This window comes from Gemmata algarum, from assembly GCF_034097035.1.
GTDB lineage: Bacteria > Planctomycetota > Planctomycetia > Gemmatales > Gemmataceae > Gemmata > Gemmata algarum.
Window position 1 is genome coordinate 23,429 of sequence record NZ_JAXBLV010000192.1, and the last position, 20,092, is coordinate 43,520.

General features: G+C 65.4%; 20 protein-coding genes. 9 read left to right on the forward strand and 11 right to left on the reverse strand.

The window, feature by feature from the left end; translation table 11 throughout:
- Nucleotides 1–59: 59 nt before the first annotated feature.
- Nucleotides 60–1,733 (forward strand): gamma-glutamyltransferase, encoded by a 1,674-nt coding sequence (ggt, locus tag R5W23_RS19815; protein WP_320687780.1) that lies wholly within the window; start codon nt 60–62, stop codon nt 1,731–1,733.
- A 115-nt stretch (nt 1,734–1,848) separates the two neighbouring features.
- Here ggt and R5W23_RS19820 read toward each other — a convergent pair whose 3' ends face one another.
- Both R5W23_RS19820 and R5W23_RS19825 read right to left on the reverse strand, forming a co-directional pair.
- A complete protein-coding gene (locus R5W23_RS19820) occupies nt 1,849–2,805 on the reverse strand; it encodes an ornithine cyclodeaminase family protein (protein WP_261185957.1) in 957 nt (318 codons plus the stop codon).
- Between the two features lie 152 nt (nt 2,806–2,957).
- A complete protein-coding gene (locus R5W23_RS19825; protein ID WP_261185958.1) occupies nt 2,958–4,154 on the reverse strand; it encodes a pyridoxal phosphate-dependent aminotransferase in 1,197 nt (398 codons plus the stop codon).
- 51 nt (nt 4,155–4,205) lie between these two features.
- Between R5W23_RS19825 and R5W23_RS19830 the strand changes: the two genes are divergently transcribed.
- Entirely contained in the window at nt 4,206–5,615 is a 1,410-nt protein-coding gene (locus tag R5W23_RS19830; RefSeq protein ID WP_320687781.1) for a glycosyltransferase family 4 protein, read from the forward strand.
- Between the two features lie 17 nt (nt 5,616–5,632).
- Here R5W23_RS19830 and R5W23_RS19835 read toward each other — a convergent pair whose 3' ends face one another.
- The 5 genes from R5W23_RS19835 to cysT form a co-directional block, all read right to left on the reverse strand.
- Nucleotides 5,633–6,595, reverse strand: coding sequence for a DUF1559 domain-containing protein (locus R5W23_RS19835; protein ID WP_320687782.1), 963 nt, complete (start codon nt 6,593–6,595; stop codon nt 5,633–5,635).
- Between the two features lie 73 nt (nt 6,596–6,668).
- Nucleotides 6,669–6,806 carry a hypothetical protein gene (locus tag R5W23_RS19840; protein ID WP_261185961.1) on the reverse strand — a complete coding sequence of 46 codons (138 nt, stop codon included), beginning with the start codon at nt 6,804–6,806 and terminating at the stop codon, nt 6,669–6,671.
- 175 nt (nt 6,807–6,981) lie between these two features.
- Nucleotides 6,982–8,049: a sulfate/molybdate ABC transporter ATP-binding protein gene (locus R5W23_RS19845; protein ID WP_320687783.1), complete on the reverse strand. Its 1,068-nt coding sequence runs from the start codon at nt 8,047–8,049 to the stop codon at nt 6,982–6,984.
- 58 nt (nt 8,050–8,107) lie between these two features.
- Nucleotides 8,108–8,992, reverse strand: a complete 885-nt coding sequence (gene cysW / locus R5W23_RS19850; RefSeq protein WP_320687784.1) for a sulfate ABC transporter permease subunit CysW — start codon at nt 8,990–8,992, stop codon at nt 8,108–8,110.
- A 3-nt stretch (nt 8,993–8,995) separates the two neighbouring features.
- Nucleotides 8,996–9,829, reverse strand: coding sequence for a sulfate ABC transporter permease subunit CysT (cysT, locus tag R5W23_RS19855; protein ID WP_261185964.1), 834 nt, complete (start codon nt 9,827–9,829; stop codon nt 8,996–8,998).
- 142 nt (nt 9,830–9,971) lie between these two features.
- Between cysT and R5W23_RS19860 the strand changes: the two genes are divergently transcribed.
- Nucleotides 9,972–10,967 carry a formylglycine-generating enzyme family protein gene (locus R5W23_RS19860; protein ID WP_320687785.1) on the forward strand — a complete coding sequence of 332 codons (996 nt, stop codon included), beginning with the start codon at nt 9,972–9,974 and terminating at the stop codon, nt 10,965–10,967.
- A 74-nt stretch (nt 10,968–11,041) separates the two neighbouring features.
- Here the strand turns inward: R5W23_RS19860 and ribH are convergent, their stop codons facing one another.
- Nucleotides 11,042–11,506 carry a 6,7-dimethyl-8-ribityllumazine synthase gene (ribH, locus tag R5W23_RS19865; RefSeq protein WP_261185966.1) on the reverse strand — a complete coding sequence of 155 codons (465 nt, stop codon included), beginning with the start codon at nt 11,504–11,506 and terminating at the stop codon, nt 11,042–11,044.
- Nucleotides 11,507–11,607: 101 nt separating this feature from the next.
- Here ribH and R5W23_RS19870 point away from each other — a divergent pair, with 101 nt between their 5' ends.
- From R5W23_RS19870 to R5W23_RS19890, 5 genes are all read left to right on the forward strand, one after another.
- Nucleotides 11,608–12,051: a MarR family winged helix-turn-helix transcriptional regulator gene (locus R5W23_RS19870; RefSeq protein ID WP_320687786.1), complete on the forward strand. Its 444-nt coding sequence runs from the start codon at nt 11,608–11,610 to the stop codon at nt 12,049–12,051.
- 139 nt (nt 12,052–12,190) lie between these two features.
- Nucleotides 12,191–13,030 carry an SDR family NAD(P)-dependent oxidoreductase gene (locus R5W23_RS19875; RefSeq protein ID WP_320687787.1) on the forward strand — a complete coding sequence of 280 codons (840 nt, stop codon included), beginning with the start codon at nt 12,191–12,193 and terminating at the stop codon, nt 13,028–13,030.
- A gap of 69 nt (nt 13,031–13,099) precedes the next feature.
- Nucleotides 13,100–14,437: an SCP2 sterol-binding domain-containing protein gene (locus R5W23_RS19880; RefSeq protein ID WP_320687788.1), complete on the forward strand. Its 1,338-nt coding sequence runs from the start codon at nt 13,100–13,102 to the stop codon at nt 14,435–14,437.
- Between the two features lie 506 nt (nt 14,438–14,943).
- Nucleotides 14,944–15,891: a DUF1559 domain-containing protein gene (locus tag R5W23_RS19885; protein WP_261185970.1), complete on the forward strand. Its 948-nt coding sequence runs from the start codon at nt 14,944–14,946 to the stop codon at nt 15,889–15,891.
- Nucleotides 15,892–15,986: 95 nt separating this feature from the next.
- Nucleotides 15,987–16,394 carry a carboxypeptidase-like regulatory domain-containing protein gene (locus R5W23_RS19890; protein WP_261185971.1) on the forward strand — a complete coding sequence of 136 codons (408 nt, stop codon included), beginning with the start codon at nt 15,987–15,989 and terminating at the stop codon, nt 16,392–16,394.
- 182 nt (nt 16,395–16,576) lie between these two features.
- Here R5W23_RS19890 and rho read toward each other — a convergent pair whose 3' ends face one another.
- The gene (rho, locus tag R5W23_RS19895; protein WP_320687789.1) at nt 16,577–17,929 is read right to left on the reverse strand and encodes a transcription termination factor Rho; all 1,353 of its coding nucleotides are present in this window, start codon (nt 17,927–17,929) and stop codon (nt 16,577–16,579) included.
- 84 nt (nt 17,930–18,013) lie between these two features.
- Here rho and R5W23_RS19900 point away from each other — a divergent pair, with 84 nt between their 5' ends.
- Complete coding sequence (locus R5W23_RS19900; protein WP_320687791.1) at nt 18,014–18,325, forward strand: hypothetical protein; 312 nt, start codon at nt 18,014–18,016, stop codon at nt 18,323–18,325.
- A 359-nt stretch (nt 18,326–18,684) separates the two neighbouring features.
- Here the strand turns inward: R5W23_RS19900 and coaE are convergent, their stop codons facing one another.
- Both coaE and R5W23_RS19910 read right to left on the reverse strand, forming a co-directional pair.
- Complete coding sequence (coaE, locus tag R5W23_RS19905) at nt 18,685–19,290, reverse strand: dephospho-CoA kinase (protein WP_320687801.1); 606 nt, start codon at nt 19,288–19,290, stop codon at nt 18,685–18,687.
- A gap of 23 nt (nt 19,291–19,313) precedes the next feature.
- Nucleotides 19,314–20,051: a Uma2 family endonuclease gene (locus R5W23_RS19910; protein WP_320687792.1), complete on the reverse strand. Its 738-nt coding sequence runs from the start codon at nt 20,049–20,051 to the stop codon at nt 19,314–19,316.
- Nucleotides 20,052–20,092: the final 41 nt, after the last annotated feature.

A 20,092-nucleotide genomic window follows, 5' to 3' on the forward strand; every position in this document is an offset into this window, starting at 1 on the left:
GTCTACGCCACAAGTTAAGCCCGACGATCCGGTAAAACCCTCCGCACTGACGCCACACTATGCTCCGCACCATGCTGCTGTTGGCACTGCTCTTTTGTCTGGCTGGCTCACTCCACGCCCAGCCCAAGGCCGAAACAATCACCTCGAAGGGCGGCGTGGTGGTGTGCGTGTCGCCGCCGGCCGCCGAGGTCGGCCTCGCCGCACTCAAGGCCGGCGGTAACGCGGTCGATGCGGCCGTTGCGACCGCGTTCGCGATGGCGGTGACGTGGCCCGAGGCCGGCAACATCGGCGGCGGCGGGTTCATGATGGTCGCGGCCCCCGGAAAACCGCCGACGTGCTTCGAGTATCGTGAAACGGCACCAGCGGCGGCGAAGGTCGATCTGTTCGCGGATGGCAAGGTGACGTGGCTCAACCACAAGGCCGCCGGCGTGCCCGGTACCGTTCGCGGACTCGCTCTCGCACACAAGAAATACGGCAAGCTCGAATGGAAAACCGTTGTTGCGCCTGCGGCGGAACTGGCCGAGAAGGGCTTCATCGTTAACACGGCCCTCGCGGGCGGACTGAACCGCGTTCTTGCAGACCCGAAAACGACCAACGCGGCCTTCAAGTTCACATACGGCAAGCCGAGCGGCGAGACGTGGAAGGGAGGCGACAGGCTCGTTTTGAAGGACCTGGGCCGCACGCTGCGCATCATCGCCGAGAAGGGCGCGGACGGGTTCTACACCGGCGAGCTGGCCGAGTTGCTCGAAAAGGAAATGAAGGCGGAGGGCGGGCTTATCACGAAAGACGACCTGGCGAAGTACACGGCCAACGAGCGCGAGCCGGTCCGCATCAATTATCGCGGGTTCGACGTCTACGGCCCTCCCCCGCCGAGCTCCGGCGGCGTCGCGCTCGCGGAGATGCTCAACACCCTCGAAACCCTTGAACTGAAGACCAAAGACCGGTGGTCCCCGGAAACGTCGCACCTTGTGATCGAAACGATGAAGCGGGCCTTCGTTGACCGCGCGCGGCACCTCGGCGACCCGGGCTTCACCAAGATCCCGCCGGAACTCACGACGAAAGACTACGCGAAGACGCTGGCGCGACAGATCGACCCGAAGAAGGCCACGCCGAGCGAGGCCCTTGCGCCTGAAATCAAGCTGAACACCGAGAGCGGCAGCACCACGCATTTCTCGGTCATCGACAAGGACGGGTTGGCGGTTAGCAACACGTACACCCTGGAGAACAGCTACGGGAACCGGGTGGTGGTGCGCGGCGCGGGGTACATCCTCAACAACGAGATGACCGACTTCAACCCGCGGCCCGGGTTCACCGGCACGGCAGGCGAGATCGGCACCAAGCCCAACCAGATCGCTCCGGGCAAGCGGATGCTGTCTTCCATGACGCCGGTGATCGTGCTGAAGGACGGCAAGCCCTATCTTATTACCGGCAGTCCGGGCGGGCGAACGATCATCAACACCGTGTTGTGCGTGGTTCTGAACGTTCTGGCGTTTGACATGCCGGTTGACGAGGCTGTGAGCGCGCCACGGTTCCACCACCAATGGCTGCCGGACGTCACCCGCTTCGAGGGGGCGAAAACGCAACCGGAACTGGTCGCGAAGCTGAAGGCGCTGGGCCATTCGGTGATCGAGCACCGGCAGGGCGACGCGCACTCGATCCTGATCGACCCCAAGACGGGCGTGCGAACCGGCGCCGCCGACAAGCGCCTGGACGGGAAGGCCGCCGGAGAGTGACACGAGCACCAGGCAGTTTTTGACAGAATTAACAGCACCGACAGTCCACTGTGTTCAGTCTTGAATTCCTTTTGGCCCTGTTAATCCTGTCAAAACTGTTCTGTGTTTCCAGTCTTTACAGCAGTTCTCGCCCGAGCCCCTGCTGTTTCGCCAGCTCGACCACCTTCGCGGCTAGCGCAATGTCCTGAATGCCCAGCCCCAGCGACTTGAACAGTGTGACGTCTTGCGGGGACTCGCGGCCGGGATAACGGCCAACCAGGAGAGGCGCGAACTCGAGCACATCCGCCCACTGAAGCACCCCGGCTTTCACCGGCTCCACGAAGTCACCAGCCTCGAGCTTGGCCTGCTCCTTGCTGTCCGCGCTCACGACTTGTGTGCGACGGAACACTTCCACGTCGGTCTCCGTCTTGGCCAAGAAGTTCGAGCCGACCACGTTCAGGTGCTGCCCTTCACTCACCCACTCGCCTAGCAAAACGGGTTCGCGTGATGTCGTCGCGGTGATGACAATGTCCAGCCCCTTCGCGGCGTCTTCGGGCCGCTCAACCGGAACCACCTCCACACCGGTTTCGTGTGCCAATTGGGCCGCGAACGCCTTGCGGCGTTCGGGGTCGCGGCCGTACACGTGAGCCTTCCTGATCGCCCGCACCTTGGACACCGCGAGCAACTGCGTGCGAGCTTGTTTCCCGGTGCCGAACAGTCCGACGGTGCTGGCGTCCGCGCGCGCGAGCTTCTTGGTCGCCACCCCGCTGGCGGCGCCGGTGCGGAACTGGCCCAACAGATCGGCTTCGACGACGGCAGCCATACCGCCGTGCTTCGGGTCGAACAGGGTGACGTGGAACTTCGCCTCGCCGCTCTTCGGCACCGTGTAGGCCTTGTACCCGAGCGCGCCGAGCGTCTTCGCGGCGGCCGGCAGCACGTGCAGCATCACGTGGTCGGTCTGGCACCGCTGCCGCGGGTTGTTCACCGCCTCTTCGAGCGCCAGCTTGCGGAACGCCGCGCTCACGGCGTCGAGCGCTAGCTCCATCGTGAGCACCCGGCCAACGTCCGCTTCGGTCAAGTAGAGGATGGGCATGACGGCACTTCGTGGGAGAACCCCACCATAACGGCACGACGGCGGGCGCGAGGGGCACAAAGAACATGAGAGAGAAGCCAACGCCCCCGCTCTCTGATCGCGTCTTCTTCGTGCCCCTCGCGCCTGCCGTCGTGCCGTTGCGGTGAGCGGCGTTACTTCGCGGTCGCGAGCCACTCCTTCAGCTTGGTCAGGCCGGCCTCGATCGTCTCGCGGTTGGTCGCGAACGACATCCGCACGAACCCTTCGGCGCCGAACGCACTGCCGGGCACCAGGTTCACGTGCGCTTGCTCCAGCAGCGCGGCGCAGAACGACAGCGAGTCAGCAACGGCCGTGCCGCCGATCGTCTTCTTGAAGTACGCTGACACGTCGAAGAACGCGTAGAACGCGCCCTCGGGGGCGGGGAGTTTCACGTCGGGGATCTGCTTCAGGAGCCCGAGCGTCAGTTCCCGTCGGGCGGCGAACTCCTTCCGCATCTCCGCCACGCACTCCTGCGGCCCGGTGAGCGCGGCAACCAGGGCGGCCTGCGAGACGCTGGACGGGCAGCTCGTCTCCTGGCTCTGGATCGTGTCCATCGCCTTCACCACCGCCGCCGGGGCGATGGCCCAGCCCATGCGCCACCCCGTCATGGCGTAGCTCTTGCTCGCGCCGCTGATGGTGATGGTGCGGTCCTTCAGCCACGGCCGCAGGGTCGCCACGCAAGTCGGTTTGGCGTCACCGTAGGTGAGTTGCTCGTAGATCTCGTCGCTGAGAATGGCGGCGTCGGTGTTGCTCAGCGCGTCCACCAGCGCTTCGAGTTCCGCGCGGGAGTAGACGGTACCCGTCGGGTTGCACGGCGAATTCAACATGAGCATCCGGGTGCGCGGGCTGGTGTGCGCCCGCAACTGCTCCGGCGACATCTTGAACCCGCTCTCGGGGGTGCTATTGACCAGCACCGGGGTCGCGCCGGTCATGCTCACGAGGTCCGAGTAGCTCACCCAGTACGGCGTCGGGATGATGACCTCGTCGCCCGGGCCGACGGTCGCGGCGAGGGCGTTGTGGATCGAGTGCTTGGCGCCGTTCGAGACGATGACGTTTTCGGGCGCGCACTCCAGACCGTGGAACGACTTGTACCACTTGCAGATGGCGGCCTTCACCTCGGCGGTGCCGGCGGTGGGGGTGTAGTGCGTGTTGCCACTGGCGGCGGCCTTCTCTGCGGCAGCGCAGATGTGCTCCGGGGTGTTGAAGTCCGGCTCCCCGAGGCTGAAGTCGAACACTTTGATGCCGGCGGCCTTCAGTTGACGGGCCTTCGTGCCCGCGGCTATCGTGGCGGACGGCTTGACGGAGTTGGCCAGTTGCGAAATGCGAATCATTGGTCGCGCGCCATCATGAAACGGGGAGGAACGGCCGGTGACGGGCCGTACATGTCCATCGTACCGGATTCGCCATTCACTGGAATCCCCAATCGCCCGGCCGAGCAGCAGTTGCACCTCGCGCAGTTCGTGCAACGGTTCCCGCCGGCTTTGGGCGGATCGGAGACGTACACGGCCCGGCTGTGCGCGTACCTCGCTGCACAGGGCGACCGCGTGGACGTGTGGACCAGCACCGCGATCGAGTTGAGCGAGATGTGGGGAAGACCGCGCCCCCCCGGCCCCCCCTCCCTGAAGCGAGGGGGGGAGGCTCCGCCGTTCACGCTCAGCGTGCTCAATGTGCCGTCCGGTTCTGAAGCGTCTTTCTCCCCCCTTCGCTTCAGGGAGCGGGGGCCGGGGGGGCGCGGTCTCCGCCGCTATCCTCCCCTTCACTTCCCCGGGCGCCGGTACTTACTAAAAGGCCTCTCGTTGGTTCCGCACCGTCGCTGGCAATGCCTGACCGCCCCTTGCAACCCGGTGTGCCCGCAAATGTGGCGCGACACCGGCGACTACAACGGCCCGTTGGATGCGGTTCACGCCACCGCGTTCCCATATACGTTTCCGATCGCGTGCGGGTTACGTCTCGCGCGACGGCGCGGGGTGCCGTTCCTGCTCACGCCCTTCCTCCACCTCGGCGACCCGCACGACCCACACGACCGGACCCGTCGCCAGTACACGAAGCCGCACCTTCGCTGGCTACTCAAACAGGCCGACCGCGTGTTCGTACAGACCGCCGCTGAGCGTGACGCAGCAGTGGCCCTTGGCGTTCCCGAAGGTCGAGTCATCCTTCAAGGGCTGGGTGTTGATCCGGTCGAATGCACCGGCGGCGACCGCACCACCGCCCGTGCGGGGTGGGGTGTTGAGACGACGGAGGTGATCGTCGGACACCTGGCGAACAACAGCACTGAGAAGGGAACTGTTGACCTTCTCCGCGCCGCCGCACGCCTCTGGGCGCGTGGGAGCCAGTTCCGTGTGGTGCTCGCCGGACCCGAGATGCCGAACTTTCGTGCGTTCTGGGACACGTTCGGGCCGAAGGCACACGTAACTCGGCTCGGGCGGCTAAGCGAAACTCAAAAGCTCGACTTCTTCGCTGGCATCGATTGCTTCGCGCTGCCGTCCCGCTCGGATTCGTTCGGGCTCGTGCTGCTCGAAGCCTGGGCCAACGCGAAGCCCAACCTTGCGTACCGCGCCGGCGGCCCGGCGGAACTTATCCGCGACGGAACCGACGGGCTTCACGCAGCGTGCGGCGACGTAAACGAGCTTGCGGCGCAACTCAGCCGGCTCGTAGCCGATGTCGAGTTGCGCCGCCGACTCGGTGACAGCGGACGCTCACGGGTCTCACGCGAGTTCCGCTGGGAGGACAAACTCGAACTGGTACGAAACACAATTCGCTCCGCAATTGCGGAGCGAACGGGTACCGAGTAGCCACGCGTCTCGCGGAATCAGAAGTCGTTAGCGAGGACTTCGCCGTTAGACCGGGTCGAGAGCGCGGCGAAGGTCGCGACGGAGATCGACGAGCGGACGAACCGCACCGAGCCGTCGCCGAACAGCGCCTGCACACCACCGGTGTGGAACGAGTACGGCTGGCCCGTGCCCTCGGTTCCGTAGGGCGCGCCGTTGTACGTCGGGTAATCGAACCCGTTCGTCACACCCACCGCGACCGTGCCGGAGGTGTACGTGGTGCCGTCGGCGGTCGCCGGAGCGAACTCGATGTCCGACGCCGGCCGGCACCAGCCGCCGCCGTTCACCTTCTGAGTCGGTACTGTCCCCACCGCTTTACCCAGGCGGAAGATCTGCGGCCGGCCGGCCGACTCCACCACCGTGATGGTGTTCGAAAGCCCGTCCGTCACCCCGTTGATTTTCACTGTGAAGTTCTTCTGGAGGATGCCCGGCTGCCCCGCGCCCGGGGCGTTCGCGTACGCCGCCACACCGGTCACCGCGGCGTAATCCGTCACCGCCACGATGTTCCACACGCTCGTCTGGGGGTCCCCGTCCAGGCGCTCGGCGTTCGCCGCCGACGGGCACTGAAACACCTTGATCTTCTGTGACGTGACCGGCAGGTTCGTGGTCGTGCTCCAGGTCTGGTTGGTGTCGTAGTTCTTCCGCAAGTTGTCCTGTTCGATGTACGCCAGCGCCGGAATGGTCCAGCTCACCCGCGGCAGAGTGGTGCTACCGGCGGGACGGACGCTGGACGGGAACGTGCCCGTCGCGCTTTCGTGGTTGTGAAGCGCCAGCCCGACCTGCTTGAGGTTGTTCGAGCAGCTCATGCGTGCGGCGGCCTCGCGCACCTTCTGGACGGCGGGCAGCAGGAGCCCGATCAGGATCGCGATGATCGCGATCACCACCAGCAACTCGATCAGCGTGAAACCGCGGCGGGAGAGGCTCTCGGTCTCGGTCCGGTACACAGGCAAACTCCTTGACGGCAAGTTGAAGGCGGTCGGCTGGGCTGAAGCTCGGGAGGAGATCACATGCGGAAGGTCAACAAAGACACTCCGACATTTCGGAGACGGAGACTTCAACGGCCTCGTCGGTCTGGTCGGCGATCACGCCATATTCCGCGGCCGGCAACTGACCGGCGAGCAGACGAAAATAGCGGTCAAATAAGCCCTCGTTCATGGTTCGTCTCCGAATCACGACATCAAATATCACTGTTGTCGTGTGGAATACTGTATCCCCCAATTCATCACTTAACAAGTGCGAAATATAACATTTAACGAGATTGGCGCGTAAGAACAGAAACAGCTTGCAGTTAATTCTGCAAGCTGCACGTAAACCTGCGAATGATCACTGACTAGATCGAGTAATCGCCTTCAAAGATGCGAGCTGACTTCGGCGTCACGTAAACGAGTTCGTTCTGTTTCAGAGCCAGTGTCTTGTGCCGCTCTGGGGTAATGTCAACGTTAATCATCAGCCCGAAATCCTCAGCGAGCAGCCGCACCTTAACAACCGACCCCGCGGGGTTGACGTGAACAACCTTGCCGAGCATGCAGTTACCGCCGTCTGCGGTCCGCGAAATGTCGAGTTCGTGCGGGCGAATGTAAGCATCGGTCCGGCCGTTTTCGCTGGACCCGAACAGTTTGGCCGGTAGTTCGACGGAACCGGTCTCCCCGAGCAGCGCCCGCCCGCCCTCCACGCGAACGGGCAACTTGTTCACGTTGCCAAGAAAATCCATTACGAATTCGTTCTTTGGGTGCTCGAACACATCGATCGGCGTCCCCTCCTGCTCGATGCGCCCCTGGTTGAGCACCACCACGCGGTCGGACACATCGAACGCCTCTTCCTGGTCGTGCGTCACGAATATGCTGGTCACGCCGACCTCGTCATGAAACCGCCGGAGCCAGTCGCGTAGTTCCGCGCGCACCTTCGCGTCGAGCGCCCCGAACGGCTCATCAAGCAGAAGGACCTTGGGCTCAGGGGCCAGTGCCCGGATCAGGGCGATGCGCTGCTTCTGTCCGCCGGACAGGTTGGCGGGGTACTGCTGGGCCTTCTCTTCGAGGCGCACCAACTGGAGCAACTCACGCACCCGGTCGCGCACCTTCTGCTCCGGCCACTTCCGCACCCGCAGCCCGAACGCCACGTTCTCGAACACGGTCATGTGCCGGAACAGCGCGTAGTGCTGGAACACGAACCCGACGTTGCGGTCGCCGGCCGAGCGCCGGGTAATGTCGTCGTCGCGGAACAGAACCGTCCCCGAGTCGGGCACCTCTAGGCCCGCGATGACGCGCAACAGGGTCGTCTTACCGGACCCGGACGGCCCGAGCAGCGCCACCAGTTCACCGGCCGGGCACTCGACGCTGACGTTGTCGAGCGCGACGAAGTCCCCGAACCGCTTGGTCACGTTCTGAGCGGAAATGGACATGGCAGCCGGAGGTCAGAGGACTGGGTTCGGGCGATCGAGACCTGTTACAAGCGGAGTCTCACGACGGAGGTTTGTCCTCGTTCGGCCCGCCCTCGTCCGTCTTTCGTTCTCGCACCCGCCCCTCAACCCACACCTTCAGCAACAGCGTGACCACCGCGAGGAGCGTCAGGACCGACGCCAGCGCGAACGCCGCGGGGCTGTTGAAGTCCTGGAACAGAACCTCCACCTGAAGCGGCATCGTGCAGGTCTCGCCGGCGATGCGCCCTGACACCACGTACACAGCGCCGAACTCGCCCATCGCGCGGGCGTTGCACAGGATCACGCCGTACAGCAGGCCCCACTTGATGTTGGGAAGCGTGATGCGCCAGAAAATTTGCCGCCCGCTCGCGCCGAGGCTCAGGGCCGCCAGTTCCTCGTCCGGGCCGATAGCCTCCATCACCGGAATCAGCTCACGTGCTACAAAGGGGAGCGTCACAAAGGTGGTTGCGATCACGAGCCCCGGAACCGTAAACAGCACCTGAAGCCCGTTCGCGCGGAGCCAAGGGCCGAGCAACCCTTGGAGACCGAAGAGCAGCACAAACATCAAGCCCGCGACCACCGGCGAGACGCTGAACGGCACATCAATGAGCGTAACCAAGAGCGTGCGCCCACGGAACCGGAACCGCGTGATCGCCCACGCCGCGGCCACCCCGAACACGAGGTTCAGCAGTACCGCGATCGGGGCAACCGTCAGAGTAAGCAGCACCGAATGCCGCGTGTCGGCGTCGGCCGTCAGGTTCCGCCAGTACGCACCGGCGCCGTCGGCCAGTGCTTCGGCGAACACGCTGATCACGGGGATCACGACCAGAATGGCCATCGCGAGCAGGGCCAGGACGGTGAGTAGGGCGCGCAGCCAAACCGGCTCGGTGCGACGGTGAGTTCGCGTGGGGGGTGGGAGTGCCATAGGTCACCCGCTCCATTTCCGTGATCGGGCTTCGAGCCGGTTGATGAACACCAGCATGAGGAACGACGCGCACAACAAAACGGTCGCGATCGCGGTCGCCTCGCGGTACGAGTTCGGGCCACCCTCTTCGAGCCGGCTCACGATGAGGAACGCCGCGATCTCCGTTTTGAACGGCATGTTCCCGGAGACGAACACTACGCTTCCGTACTCACCCAGACCGCGGGCGAACGCCAGCGCGAAGCCCGTAAGCAGTCCGGGAAGCAGCGTCGGGAACGTGACCCGGCGGAACGTCTGCCAGCGCGATGCACCGAGCAGAGCGGCCGCTTCTTCCGCCTCACCGTCCAGCGCCGCGAGCACCGGCTGAAGGGTGCGGACAACGAACGGGAACCCGATGAACACCAGCACCAGCACCACCGCAAGCCGGGAGTACGCGCCCTCAACACCCAGCGGCACCAGGAACCGCCCGAGCCAGCCGTTCGCCACGTACAGGTTCGAGAACACTAGGCCCGCGACGGCGGTCGGCAGTGCAAAGGGGAGGTCCACCAGTGCGTCCACGACCCGCCGCCCGGGGAACTCGTACCGCACCAGCACCCACGCGATGAGCAACCCCAGCACGGCACTGATACAGGCCGCCGCGAGCGACGCACCGAACGTGAGCGCGTAAGCGGCCCTGGCCCGTTCGGTCCACACCGCGGCCCGGAACTGGTCCCAACTGAGTTGCGTCGCGGTCACCACACACACGCCCAGCGGTATAATCACCAGCACGCTCAAATAGAGGAGCGTGAAGCTGATACTCAGCCGGTAGCCGGGCAGGACTCGCGGGTTGGCCTGTGACATTCCTTCTCGTTTTCGCCGGATCAGCATCTGTTGGCAAGTTCAGCGATGAACTTTGTCACCTTAATGCTACTGCGCGAGCCGTTTTATGGGAAAGCCCGATCCGCGATCGACTACCTCAGCACTCCCACCGCGCCGCGGTAGCGTGCTCTGGCTCCTGCCGGTTCTGTTGGTTGCAGTGCTGATTGTCGCCGTGCTGGCGATCGGTTGGAGGGGCGAATTTGACCCAACGTCCGACCCTGATCCCGCGCCGGCCGAGATGGTCCGCATTCCCGGGGGCACGTTCTGGATGGGGCGTGCGAACGGCGCCGACGACGAGCAACCGGTCCACGAAGTCGTTGTCGCGCCCTTCGAGATGGACGCGACCGAGGTGACCGTCGGTCAGTTCGCCGCGTTCGTCAAGGCAACTGGCTACGTCACCACGTCCGAGCGGGCGCCCGACCCGCGGAAGTACCCCAACGCCGACCCGGCGTACCTCAAAGCAGGGTCAGCGGTGTTCGTCCCAATGGACGTGCCACTCGATCAGCCGATGTGGTGGCGGTACGTCGGCGGTGCGAACTGGCGCCACCCCGAGGGATCGGACAGTTCCGTGAAGGGCCGAAAGAACTACCCGGTCGTGCAGATCACCTGGGACGACGCCGCGGCTTACGCCAGTTGGGCCGGCAAACGCCTCCCGACAGAAGCCGAGTGGGAGTTCGCGGCGCGCGGCGGGTTGGATCGCAAGACCTACGTGTGGGGCGATCAGAAGAACGGCGCCGAGGGAAAGTGGTACGCGAACGCCTTCCAGGGCCGGTTCCCGGCGCACGACGCCGGTTCCGACGGCTTCCCGGGGCTGTCGCCGGTGAAGAGCTTCCCGCCCAACGGGTACGGGCTCTACGACATGAGCGGCAACGCGTGGGAGTGGTGCGCCGACTGGTACGACCCGGGATACTACGCGCGTTCGCCGAAAGAGAACCCGCGGGGGCCGGACACTGGGCCGCTCGTGAGCGGCGAGCGGCAGCCCCAAAAAGTGCGGCGTGGCGGCTCGTTCCTGTGCGACGATTCTTACTGCTCGCGGTACGTGCCCGGTGCGCGCGACAAGAACCCGACCGACAGCAGCGCCAACCACACCGGCTTCCGCTGCGTGCGAGATGTAAAGTAACAGGTGCTCGCCGCCATCAGAGAGCCTCCCGGTCCGGAGTCTTTTCGGCGGCGGGCACCTGTGCCGGACTCGGGTCAGCCAGGTAGCTTGTGGAGCAGGTTGACCATTTCGATCGCGCATACGGCCGCTTCGAAGCCCTTGTTCCCGGCCTTGGCCCCGGCGCGGTGGATCGCCTGCTCCAGCGTGTCGCACGTGAGGACCCCGAAAATGACCGGTACGCCGCTGTTGAGCCCGGCTTGCGCGATGCCGCTCGTGGTGGCTCCGGCGACGTGGTCGTAGTGGTCGGTGTCACCGCGGATCACGCAGCCCAGGCAAATGACGGCCGCGTACTCACCGCTCCGGCCGAGCTTCTGCGCGACGAGCGGGATCTCATAGGAGCCCGGAACGCGCACGAGGTCGATGCGCTCGGGGCCGACGCCGTGACGGTGCAGCGCGTCACTCGCCCCGGAAACGAGTTGATCGACGATGAAGCCGTTGAACCGGGCCGCGACCAGTGCAAACCGACCGGCCGGTGAAGAGAAATCGCCTTCGTACAGCATCACGCCCCTCGACAGGTGTATTTCCGCTTTTGTACGGCGCGTCGCATACGTGACTTGACGCGGCGACTAGTTGCAGATACAATTATAAAACGAGGTGGACGATGGCCGCAGACGATCCTGCCCGCGAGATGGCCGCAAATTGCATCGCGGTGCGGGTTCGTGTTCTGAACCGGTTCGTCACCGCGCTGTGTGAGACCGGGTTGCGCGGCCACGGCATTTCTGTCGCGCAAGTCAACATCATGGTTGTCGCGGGCCACGCAGGGCCGCTCACGCCCACCGCCCTGTCGACGGCGCTGGTGATGGACAAGTCCACACTGAGCCGCGACGTCACCGCCCTACTTGCGAACGGCTGGCTCCGGAAGTCCGAGGGGCCGGACCGGCGGAGCCACACGCTCGAGTTGACCACGGCCGGGCGCGACAAGCTCGCGGCGATCCTGCCGGTGTGGCGGCAAGCTCAGAAGGACCTTCAAGCCCAGCTCGGGGCAGAAAACGTCCCTCCGCTCTTTGACGCAGTCGCGCGCGTCTGGGCGGCGGGGTCCGACTGAATCTTCGTCCCCAACAGCGCCTCATGTGGCTGCACCCCACTCCGCGAGTCGGATCACCGACCTTCCCAGAAACGAGTGGCGATTTGTTACTTGTTGACTTGATCCTTCGAGACCGCATTCACCAGATCCGGAGAGGGTTATGACGATGGGCACCCGAATGCGAATGGGTCATCGATTGCGCGAGCGGTACGGTCCGTGGGCTGTTGTGACCGGCGCCTCATCCGGCATCGGCCGTTCGCTGGCGGAACAGTTGGCCGCCGCAGGACTCAACACTGTGCTCGTGTCCCGGTCGGCGGAGGTACTCGATCACCTAGCCGCCGACTTGCGCCACCGATACGCCGTTGAAGCACGCCCCCTGCCGCTGGACCTCGCGGTCGGAAGCGGGATCGAACCTCTGGCCGAGGCGACCGCCGCCCTGGACGTGGGTCTCCTGGTCGCCTCGGCCGGTTTCGGCACGTCGGGCGCGTTCCTCGACAGCACGCTCGCGGACGAACTCGCGATGCTCGACCTCAATTGCCGGGCAACGGTCTCGCAGAGTTGGCATTTCGGCAAACGGTTCGCGGCACGCCGGCGCGGCGGGATGATTCTGTTCGGCTCGGTCGTGGGGTTCCAGGGCACCCCATACGCGGCGCACTACGCGGCAACGAAAGCGTACGTCCAATCGCTGGGAGAAGCCCTGGCCGTCGAACTCGCACCCTTCGGCGTGGACGTTTTGACCGCGGCCCCAGGACCAACTCGGTCCGGCTTCGCAGCCCGCGCCGGGATGACGATGGGTACGGCTCTGGACCCGGATACCGTTGCCGGATCGATTCTCGCCGCCCTCGGCCGCCGCCCCACCGTGCTCCCAGGCCTGCTTTCGAAGCTCCTTGCCTACTCAACGTTCGGCCTGCCGCGGTGGGCTCGCGTGCGAATCATGGGGCGCGTGATGCGCAAAATGGCAGCCCACCCGTCCCCTGCGCGCAGCGTCGCCCCACCATGAGCCGTGGGGAGAGCGCAGCTACTTTTATTTCCGCATTTTGTTGTATCTACACTCATCAAAGGCAATGTCATGGCCCCGCTCGAAGATCACCCGACCGTGCGTGCCGTCCGGGCCCGGACGGCGCTCCCCACAACCGAACCGCCGCGTCCGATCGACGCGACCTGGCTCAAGGCGCTCGCCTTGGAGTGCGGCGCCGACGACGCCGGGTTGGTCGCGATCGACCGCCCGGAGCTCGACGACCAGCGGGCCGACATCCGGGCCGCGTACCCGCCCGTACGGGCGCTGCTGAGCTTCGTCTGCCGGATGAACCGCGACGCCGTCAAGGCCCCCGCCCGATCGGTATCGAACCTGGAGTTTCACCACACCATTGACCACACCGACGAGGTCGCGCGTGCCATCGTCCGGCGGCTCGACGCGGCCGGCGTCCCGGCGCTCAACCCGCCGTCCGGGTTCCCGATGGAGATGCAGCAGTTCCCCGGCAAGATCTGGGTCGTGTCACACAAGCCGGTCGCGGTCGCCGCCGGCCTGGGGCGCATGGGCATCCACCGCAACGTGATCCACCCCCGTTTCGGCAACTTCGTCCTCCTCGGAACCGTTCTGATCGGCGCCGATGCGAGCGCGCAGGGCGCGCCGATCGACTACAACCCGTGCCTGTCGTGCAAGCTGTGCGTGGCCGCGTGCCCGGTCGGGGCGATCGGCGCGGACGGCCACTTCGACCCGTCCGCGTGCCTGACCCACAACTATCGCGAGTTCATGGGCGGGTTCATCGACTGGGTGGAAACGGTCGTCGAGAGTGACTCGAAGACGGCGTACCGGAAGCGCGTGGCCGACGCCGAAACGGCGTCCCTGTGGCAGAGCCTGGCCTTCGGGCCAAACTACAAGGCGGCGTACTGCCTGGCGGTGTGCCCGGCGGGGGAGGATGTGATCGCCCCGTTCCTCCAGAACCGCGCCGGGTTCGTGGCGGAAGTGGTGAAACCGCTCCAGCAGAAAGAGGAACCGTTGTACGTGGTGCCCGGGTCGGACGCCGAGCAGTACGCGGCGCGGAAGTTCCCGCACAAGCCGCAGCGAAAGGTGAGCGGCATCCGCCCGACGAGCATCGCGGGCTTCCTGCGCGGGATGCCGATCGTGTTCCAGCGCGAGCAGTCGGCCGGGCTGAACGCGGTGTACCATTTCACCTTCACGGGGCACGAACCGGCGGAGGCGACTGTCACGATCCGGGACAAGACGTTGGCCGTTCAAACCGGGCTACACGGGACGCCCGCCTGTGCGATCACCGCGGATTCCGACCGCTGGCTCGGATTCCTGCGCAAGGAGCGGAGCATCGTGTGGGCGCTGGTCCGGCGCAAGGTGCGGGTGAAGGGGCCGCTGCGGCTGCTGACGGCGTTCGGAAAGTGCTTCCCAAGTTAAACAGACAAGCGACCAAAAAACCAACACGTGACTGGTAATTACCACACATTCAGCGATCGGGCTTCCTGCGAATGTGGGCACGGACCAGCGGCCGGGGTTCGGCGTTGTGCGCGAAACCCAGCCACCGGTCGGGCCCCCGCCAAGACTCGACCACGGTGAAGAAATTATGCTGATTAAGTCCATGAAATTCCGAGACAGGAGTTAGTGGGTCGCTCACGAGCGTTCGCTGAGCCGGCATCTTTTCGGCCGTGAGCACCCCGTTTTCACCGGGACCCTTCATCCACGGACCTGTCGTCGCCCCTCGGGAACCACGGACCACGTTCACTGTGAGCGGGCGCTGGCGTGCGCCTCCGCGCGCCGGGCCGGCCGGCGGGACGAGGCACGCACCCCAGGGCCGCGGTCCGACACGGGCATCACTCAGGACGCGGCCTCCGGCCCCGGGCGCGAATCGATTGCGCTCGTGCCGGCGCTCGCGGTCCTCAATCAATTGCTTTCGGAGACCGTTAATGTCCTCTCTCCCGCGCCGAACCCACGGGTTCACGCTGATCGAGTTACTGGTGGTGATCGCGATCATCGCGGTGCTCATCGGGCTCCTGCTGCCCGCCGTCCAGAAGGTCCGTGACGCCGCCGCCCGCATGCAGAGCGCCAACAACTTGAAGCAGCTCGGGCTGGCCACCCACGGGCTGAACGAAATCTACGGGAAGCTGCCCCCCCGGTGGGTGCCCGGATACGCCGCCCCCGGCACGTACGTCCTGAAGACCGACGCGACCATCCACGTGTACCTGCTCCCCCAACTCGAGCAGAGCGCCCTCTACGACATCATCGTGGCCGGCGACATCTGGCGGACGGAGCCCAAGCTGAACGGCCAGCGGGTGCAAGAACAGGTCATCAAAACGTACATCGCCCCGAACGCGGGCGAACCCACCACCCGCACCTACCCGTCGTCCTACGGCGCCGCCCAAGGGTTCAACTGGATCACGGGCAACACGTTCGCGGTCACCAACTACTCGTGCAACATGTGGGTGTTCGGCGGGCCGGACCTGAAGAACACCGACGACGAGTGGGCCCGGCACTGGGACACGCGGACCTCCATGACCACCGGCAGCCTGGTCAACCTGGCCGACGGCACGTCGAACACGGTGTTCTGGGCCGAGCGGCGGTCGAGTTGCCCCCTGTCGTGGTGGGCGCCGGGCGGCCGGACGGTGGTGTCGTGGGTGTCGTGCAGCTACGAGCAGCCGTGCAACGCGGCGTTCCTCGCCACCGCCGGCCCCCCCCAGTTCGGATCCACCCCCGACAACTGCAACGTGGACGCCCCGCACGCCCTGTCCCCCGGGGTGTGCAACGTCGGCCTCGGCGACGGCAGCGTGCGCGGGGTCGGCCCCCAGGTCACCGCGAAGACGTGGCTCAGCGCCTGCAACCCGAGCGACGGTAACGTTCTCGGCAACGACTGGTAAACGGCCGGGTGCGGGTCCGCGCCCGCGCGGACCCGCGCGCCCTCACACTTCACGCGAACTTCGTTGCGAGGACGGGTCTGATGGGTTTGTTATGCGTGTCTCGCAGGGCGGCGGCGGCTCTCGCCGGCGCCGGCTTCCTGCTGTTGTCGTCGGGGTGCGGCCCGAAGGTGGTGATGCCGGGGGCCGTGAAGGGCGTGGTCACGTACCACGGCAAGCCGGTCTCGGGCGGGCGGATCACGTTCGCCCCGGGCAGCGCGGGCACGGAGCTGTCGGGGATGATCGGGCCGGACGGGTCGTTCCTGGTCACCGGTCTGACGCCCGGCGAGCAGCACGTGTCCGTCACCACCGCTCAGTTCAAGAACCAGACCAAGGCGCCGGCGGGCATCAAGCTCGCTTATGTGGCGATTCCGGAGAAGTACGCCAAGGCGGAGTCGTCCGGGCTGACCATTAACGTGCCCCAGGGGCCGGAACCGATCGAATACCCGGTCAACTTGACCGATTGAAGCGAGCGTCCCCGCCCACATGTGGGCGGGTACGTGCCGGCTCGGGAAAGAACGCACTCGCATAGGGTCGGCCGGGAACTGCATCCCCTTCCGCGGCATGGCTTCCCGTTTTTGGCAGCGAGCGGCGCGACATGAGTCCGCCGCTCGCTGCCAAAAACGGGACGTTCGTTCCCGGTCGGCCCTTACGTCAGAGTGACGCTGTTGAGGAAGTCGGCGTTCGTTTTGTGCTTGCCGAGTTGCTTGAGCAGCAGTTCCATCGCTTCAACGGGGTTCATGTCCGCAAGGATGCGGTGCATAATGTGAACTAGTCGCAACTCGTCCTCGCCGCGCAGCAATTCTTCCTTCCGGGTGCCGCTGGCGTTCACGTTGATCGCCGGGTACACACGGCGGTCCACCATCCGGCGCTCCAGGTGAACTTCCATGTTGCCCGTGCCCTTGAACTCCTCGAAGATCACCTCGTCCATCTTCGAGCCGGTGTCGACGAGGGCCGTCGCGAGGATGGTCAGCGAACCGCCCTCCTCGATGTTGCGGGCCGCCCCGAAAAACCGCTTCGGCTTGTACAGCGCCGTCGCATCGAGACCGCCGGAGAGCAACTTGCCCGAGCCCGGCGAGACGGTGTTGTACGCGCGGGCTAGGCGCGTGATCGAGTCGAGGAAGATCACCACGTCGGTGCCGTACTCGACCAAGCGCTTGGCCTTCTCGATGACCATCTCGCTCACCTGGACGTGGCGCTCGGGCGCCTCGTCGAAGGTGCTCGACACCACCTCCACCCGCGGCCCCTTCACGGTGCGGGCCATGTCAGTCACTTCCTCGGGCCGCTCGTCGATCAGCAGCACGATGATGTAACACTCGGGGTGGTTCTGGATCACCGAGTTGGCCATCTTCTGGAGCAGCACCGTCTTGCCGGTGCGGGGCGGCGCGACGATCAGCCCGCGCTGCCCCTTCCCGATCGGTGTGACCAGATCGATGACCCGGGTGTTGAGTTCGTCGGGCGTGGTCTCGAGCTTGAGCCGCCGCTCGGGGTGCAGCGGGGTGAGGTCGTCGAACACCACCTTCTGCGTGAGCAGGTCGGGCTCGGCGTAGTTGATCGCCTCTACCCGGAGCAGCGCGAAGTACCGTTCGTTCTCCTTCGGCGGGCGGGTCTGACCGGCGACCACGGCCCCGGTGCGCAACCCGAAGCGCCGGATCTGCGACGGCGAGATGTAGATGTCGTCCGGGCACGGAAGGTAGTTGTAGTCCGGGCTGCGGAGGAACCCGAACCCGTCGGGCAGCACCTCCAGTGTGCCCTCACCGAACATCAGTCCGTTGGCCTTGGTCAGCTCCCGCAGGATGCGGTAGACCAAGTCCTGTTTCTTGAGACCGACGTACTCCTCACGCGGGATCCGCTCGTCCTTCGCAGCTTGCTGGAGCTGCGCAATGGTCATGTGCTGGAGTTCGGTGATATACGTGTTGCCGCGCTTGATCTCCTCGTACCGCGAGTTGGTCTCGGCATCGAACCCCTGCTCGTTCGGGTCGACTCGCGCCCCGACTGGCACTTCGGGACGCGGCGGGCGTGGGGCCTCGCGCGGTTCCGGAGGTCGCTCAGGGACCCGTTCTGGCCGTTCCACCCGCTCGGGACGTTGTTCAACACGCTCGGTTCGCTCCGGGCGTACCGGCCGCTCAACCCGCTCGGGGCGCGGTTCGACCCGTTCCGCCCGTTCAACTCGTTCCGGCCGCTCTGCGCGTTGTTCGGCTTTCTCGGGCCGCTCCGCGCGCTCCGGTCGCTCAGGACGTTCTGTGCGGCTCCGCTCTGTACGCCGCGGCTCGCGCACCTCTGGTGCGGCTACCGGGGGCGCCGCGGACGGTGGTTCGACGGGAAGCGGCTCAGACACGGCTGCGGAAATTGGCTTGACCGGTTCCGGCTCAACGACCACCGGCGCGGCGGGCGCTGAAACCACCGGTTCGACCGGCGCGGGCACAACGTCCACTATGCCCGTGGCGAAGCCGTCATCGTCCGCGACCGGAACCGGCGGGGGGGGCGCCGGGACGGGCGGAGGTGCCTCGGGCGGCGGGGCCTCACTCTTGCGGGGCCTTCCGCGGGTCGCGCGCGGTTTGACAACATCGGGCTTCGATTCAGACATGGGTAAACCCCTCACCGGCAGGCATTCAGAGGCAAGCAAACGAACACGGGGCCGTCGCGGGCGGGAGACGCGGTCGCGCTCCTAGAACGCCGACGACAACTCAGGCGAGAATCGGACCCGCGTTCACAACTGACATCACCGCGCTTCAGTCACGAATTACCGACCCAGTTTCACAACCTTACGCCATCCACGTTACAGAACTGTGCCACGAAACGGTCGACCTGTGCTTGCAAATCCTCTCGGCTCCCGTCGTTGACAAGAACCGTGTCGGCGCGAGCCTTTTTGGCCTCTGCGGACCATTGCGCCGATTCGCGTGCCGTCAGTTCCGTTTCGTCCCAACCGGAGCGGGCCGCAAGCCGGCCCAACCTCATCTCGCGGGGGGCGTCCACGTACGCAAGGGCGTCAACCAAGTCACCCCACCCGGCTTCGAGCAGCACCGCCGCGTCCAAGACGACGAACCCCACATCAGGGTTCGCTTGGGCGGCGGAAATCTCAGTTTGTGCCCGCCGGGTAATGTAAGGAAACACCGTCGTTTCCAAGGCGGACCGCTCGTTCCGGTCTGCGAACACGATCCGCCCGATCTCCCGACGATCAAGGGAGCCATCTTCTCGGACGATCCGCTCGCCCCACCTCTTCATGAGTGCCGCAACAATTTCCGGTTGCCGGAGCGCGTCGTGCCCGAGGGCATCGGCGTCGATCACTTGACCACCACGGCCCGCGAAGCACCGCGCCGCGGTACTCTTACCCGCGCCGATCGCGCCGATCAGCCCGACCACCGGCTTGGACCCGTACTTGAAACTCAACCGTCGCTCCCGTTCAGATGTCCGAGTTGTTGTAATCGCGCCCGGAGCCGCTCCACTTCGGCTTGCAACGTGTCCCCGCGCTGCTTTTCCGCTTCAGCTCGTTGCTTTTCCGCTTCAGCCCGTTCCTTCTCTGCTTCAACTTGTTGTTGGGCCGCGTCCACGGCTTCTGCTCGCGTCGGAACCGGTTGCCCGGTCGCCAGGTCAACGAGCCGGAGCATCGTCCCCTCGGCGCGCACCCCGAACCCGAGTTCACTTGTAAGCTGGTCCTGCCGAATCCGACGGTAAGCGGTACCGCTTAACCGGTATCCCTGGACCGGAGGGACGAGATACAACCCTTCCGGATCAAACACGAAGTACTCACGAACGCCAAGCGACTCGTACTGATCGTGTTTGTCGTCGAGATCGTTTCGCCACGTACCCTGGGATGCCATTTCAAAAACAACCGCCGGGACCGCGCCCCCTTCTTCCCACGAGAAAAACGACCGCCGCGGGTGCGGCGCGACACCAAGCACCACCATCACGTCCGGAGCGACCCGACACGTCGGGTCACCTTCCCGCCAGTACCAAAACTGGTCAGAGGCGAGGTACACCGGCTCCGACCGCGAGCGGAAAAAGTCTTCCAGTGCCTGGTGCAGCAGAATAATCGCCTGCACGTGTAGACCAGTTTCGGCTATGGGTTGACCGTCCCCGCTGAAGTACACGACCGGCACTGCTGTCAGCTCGGCAATCGACACACCTCCCCTTACATTCGTCGCAATATTCAGTAAATTCCGCC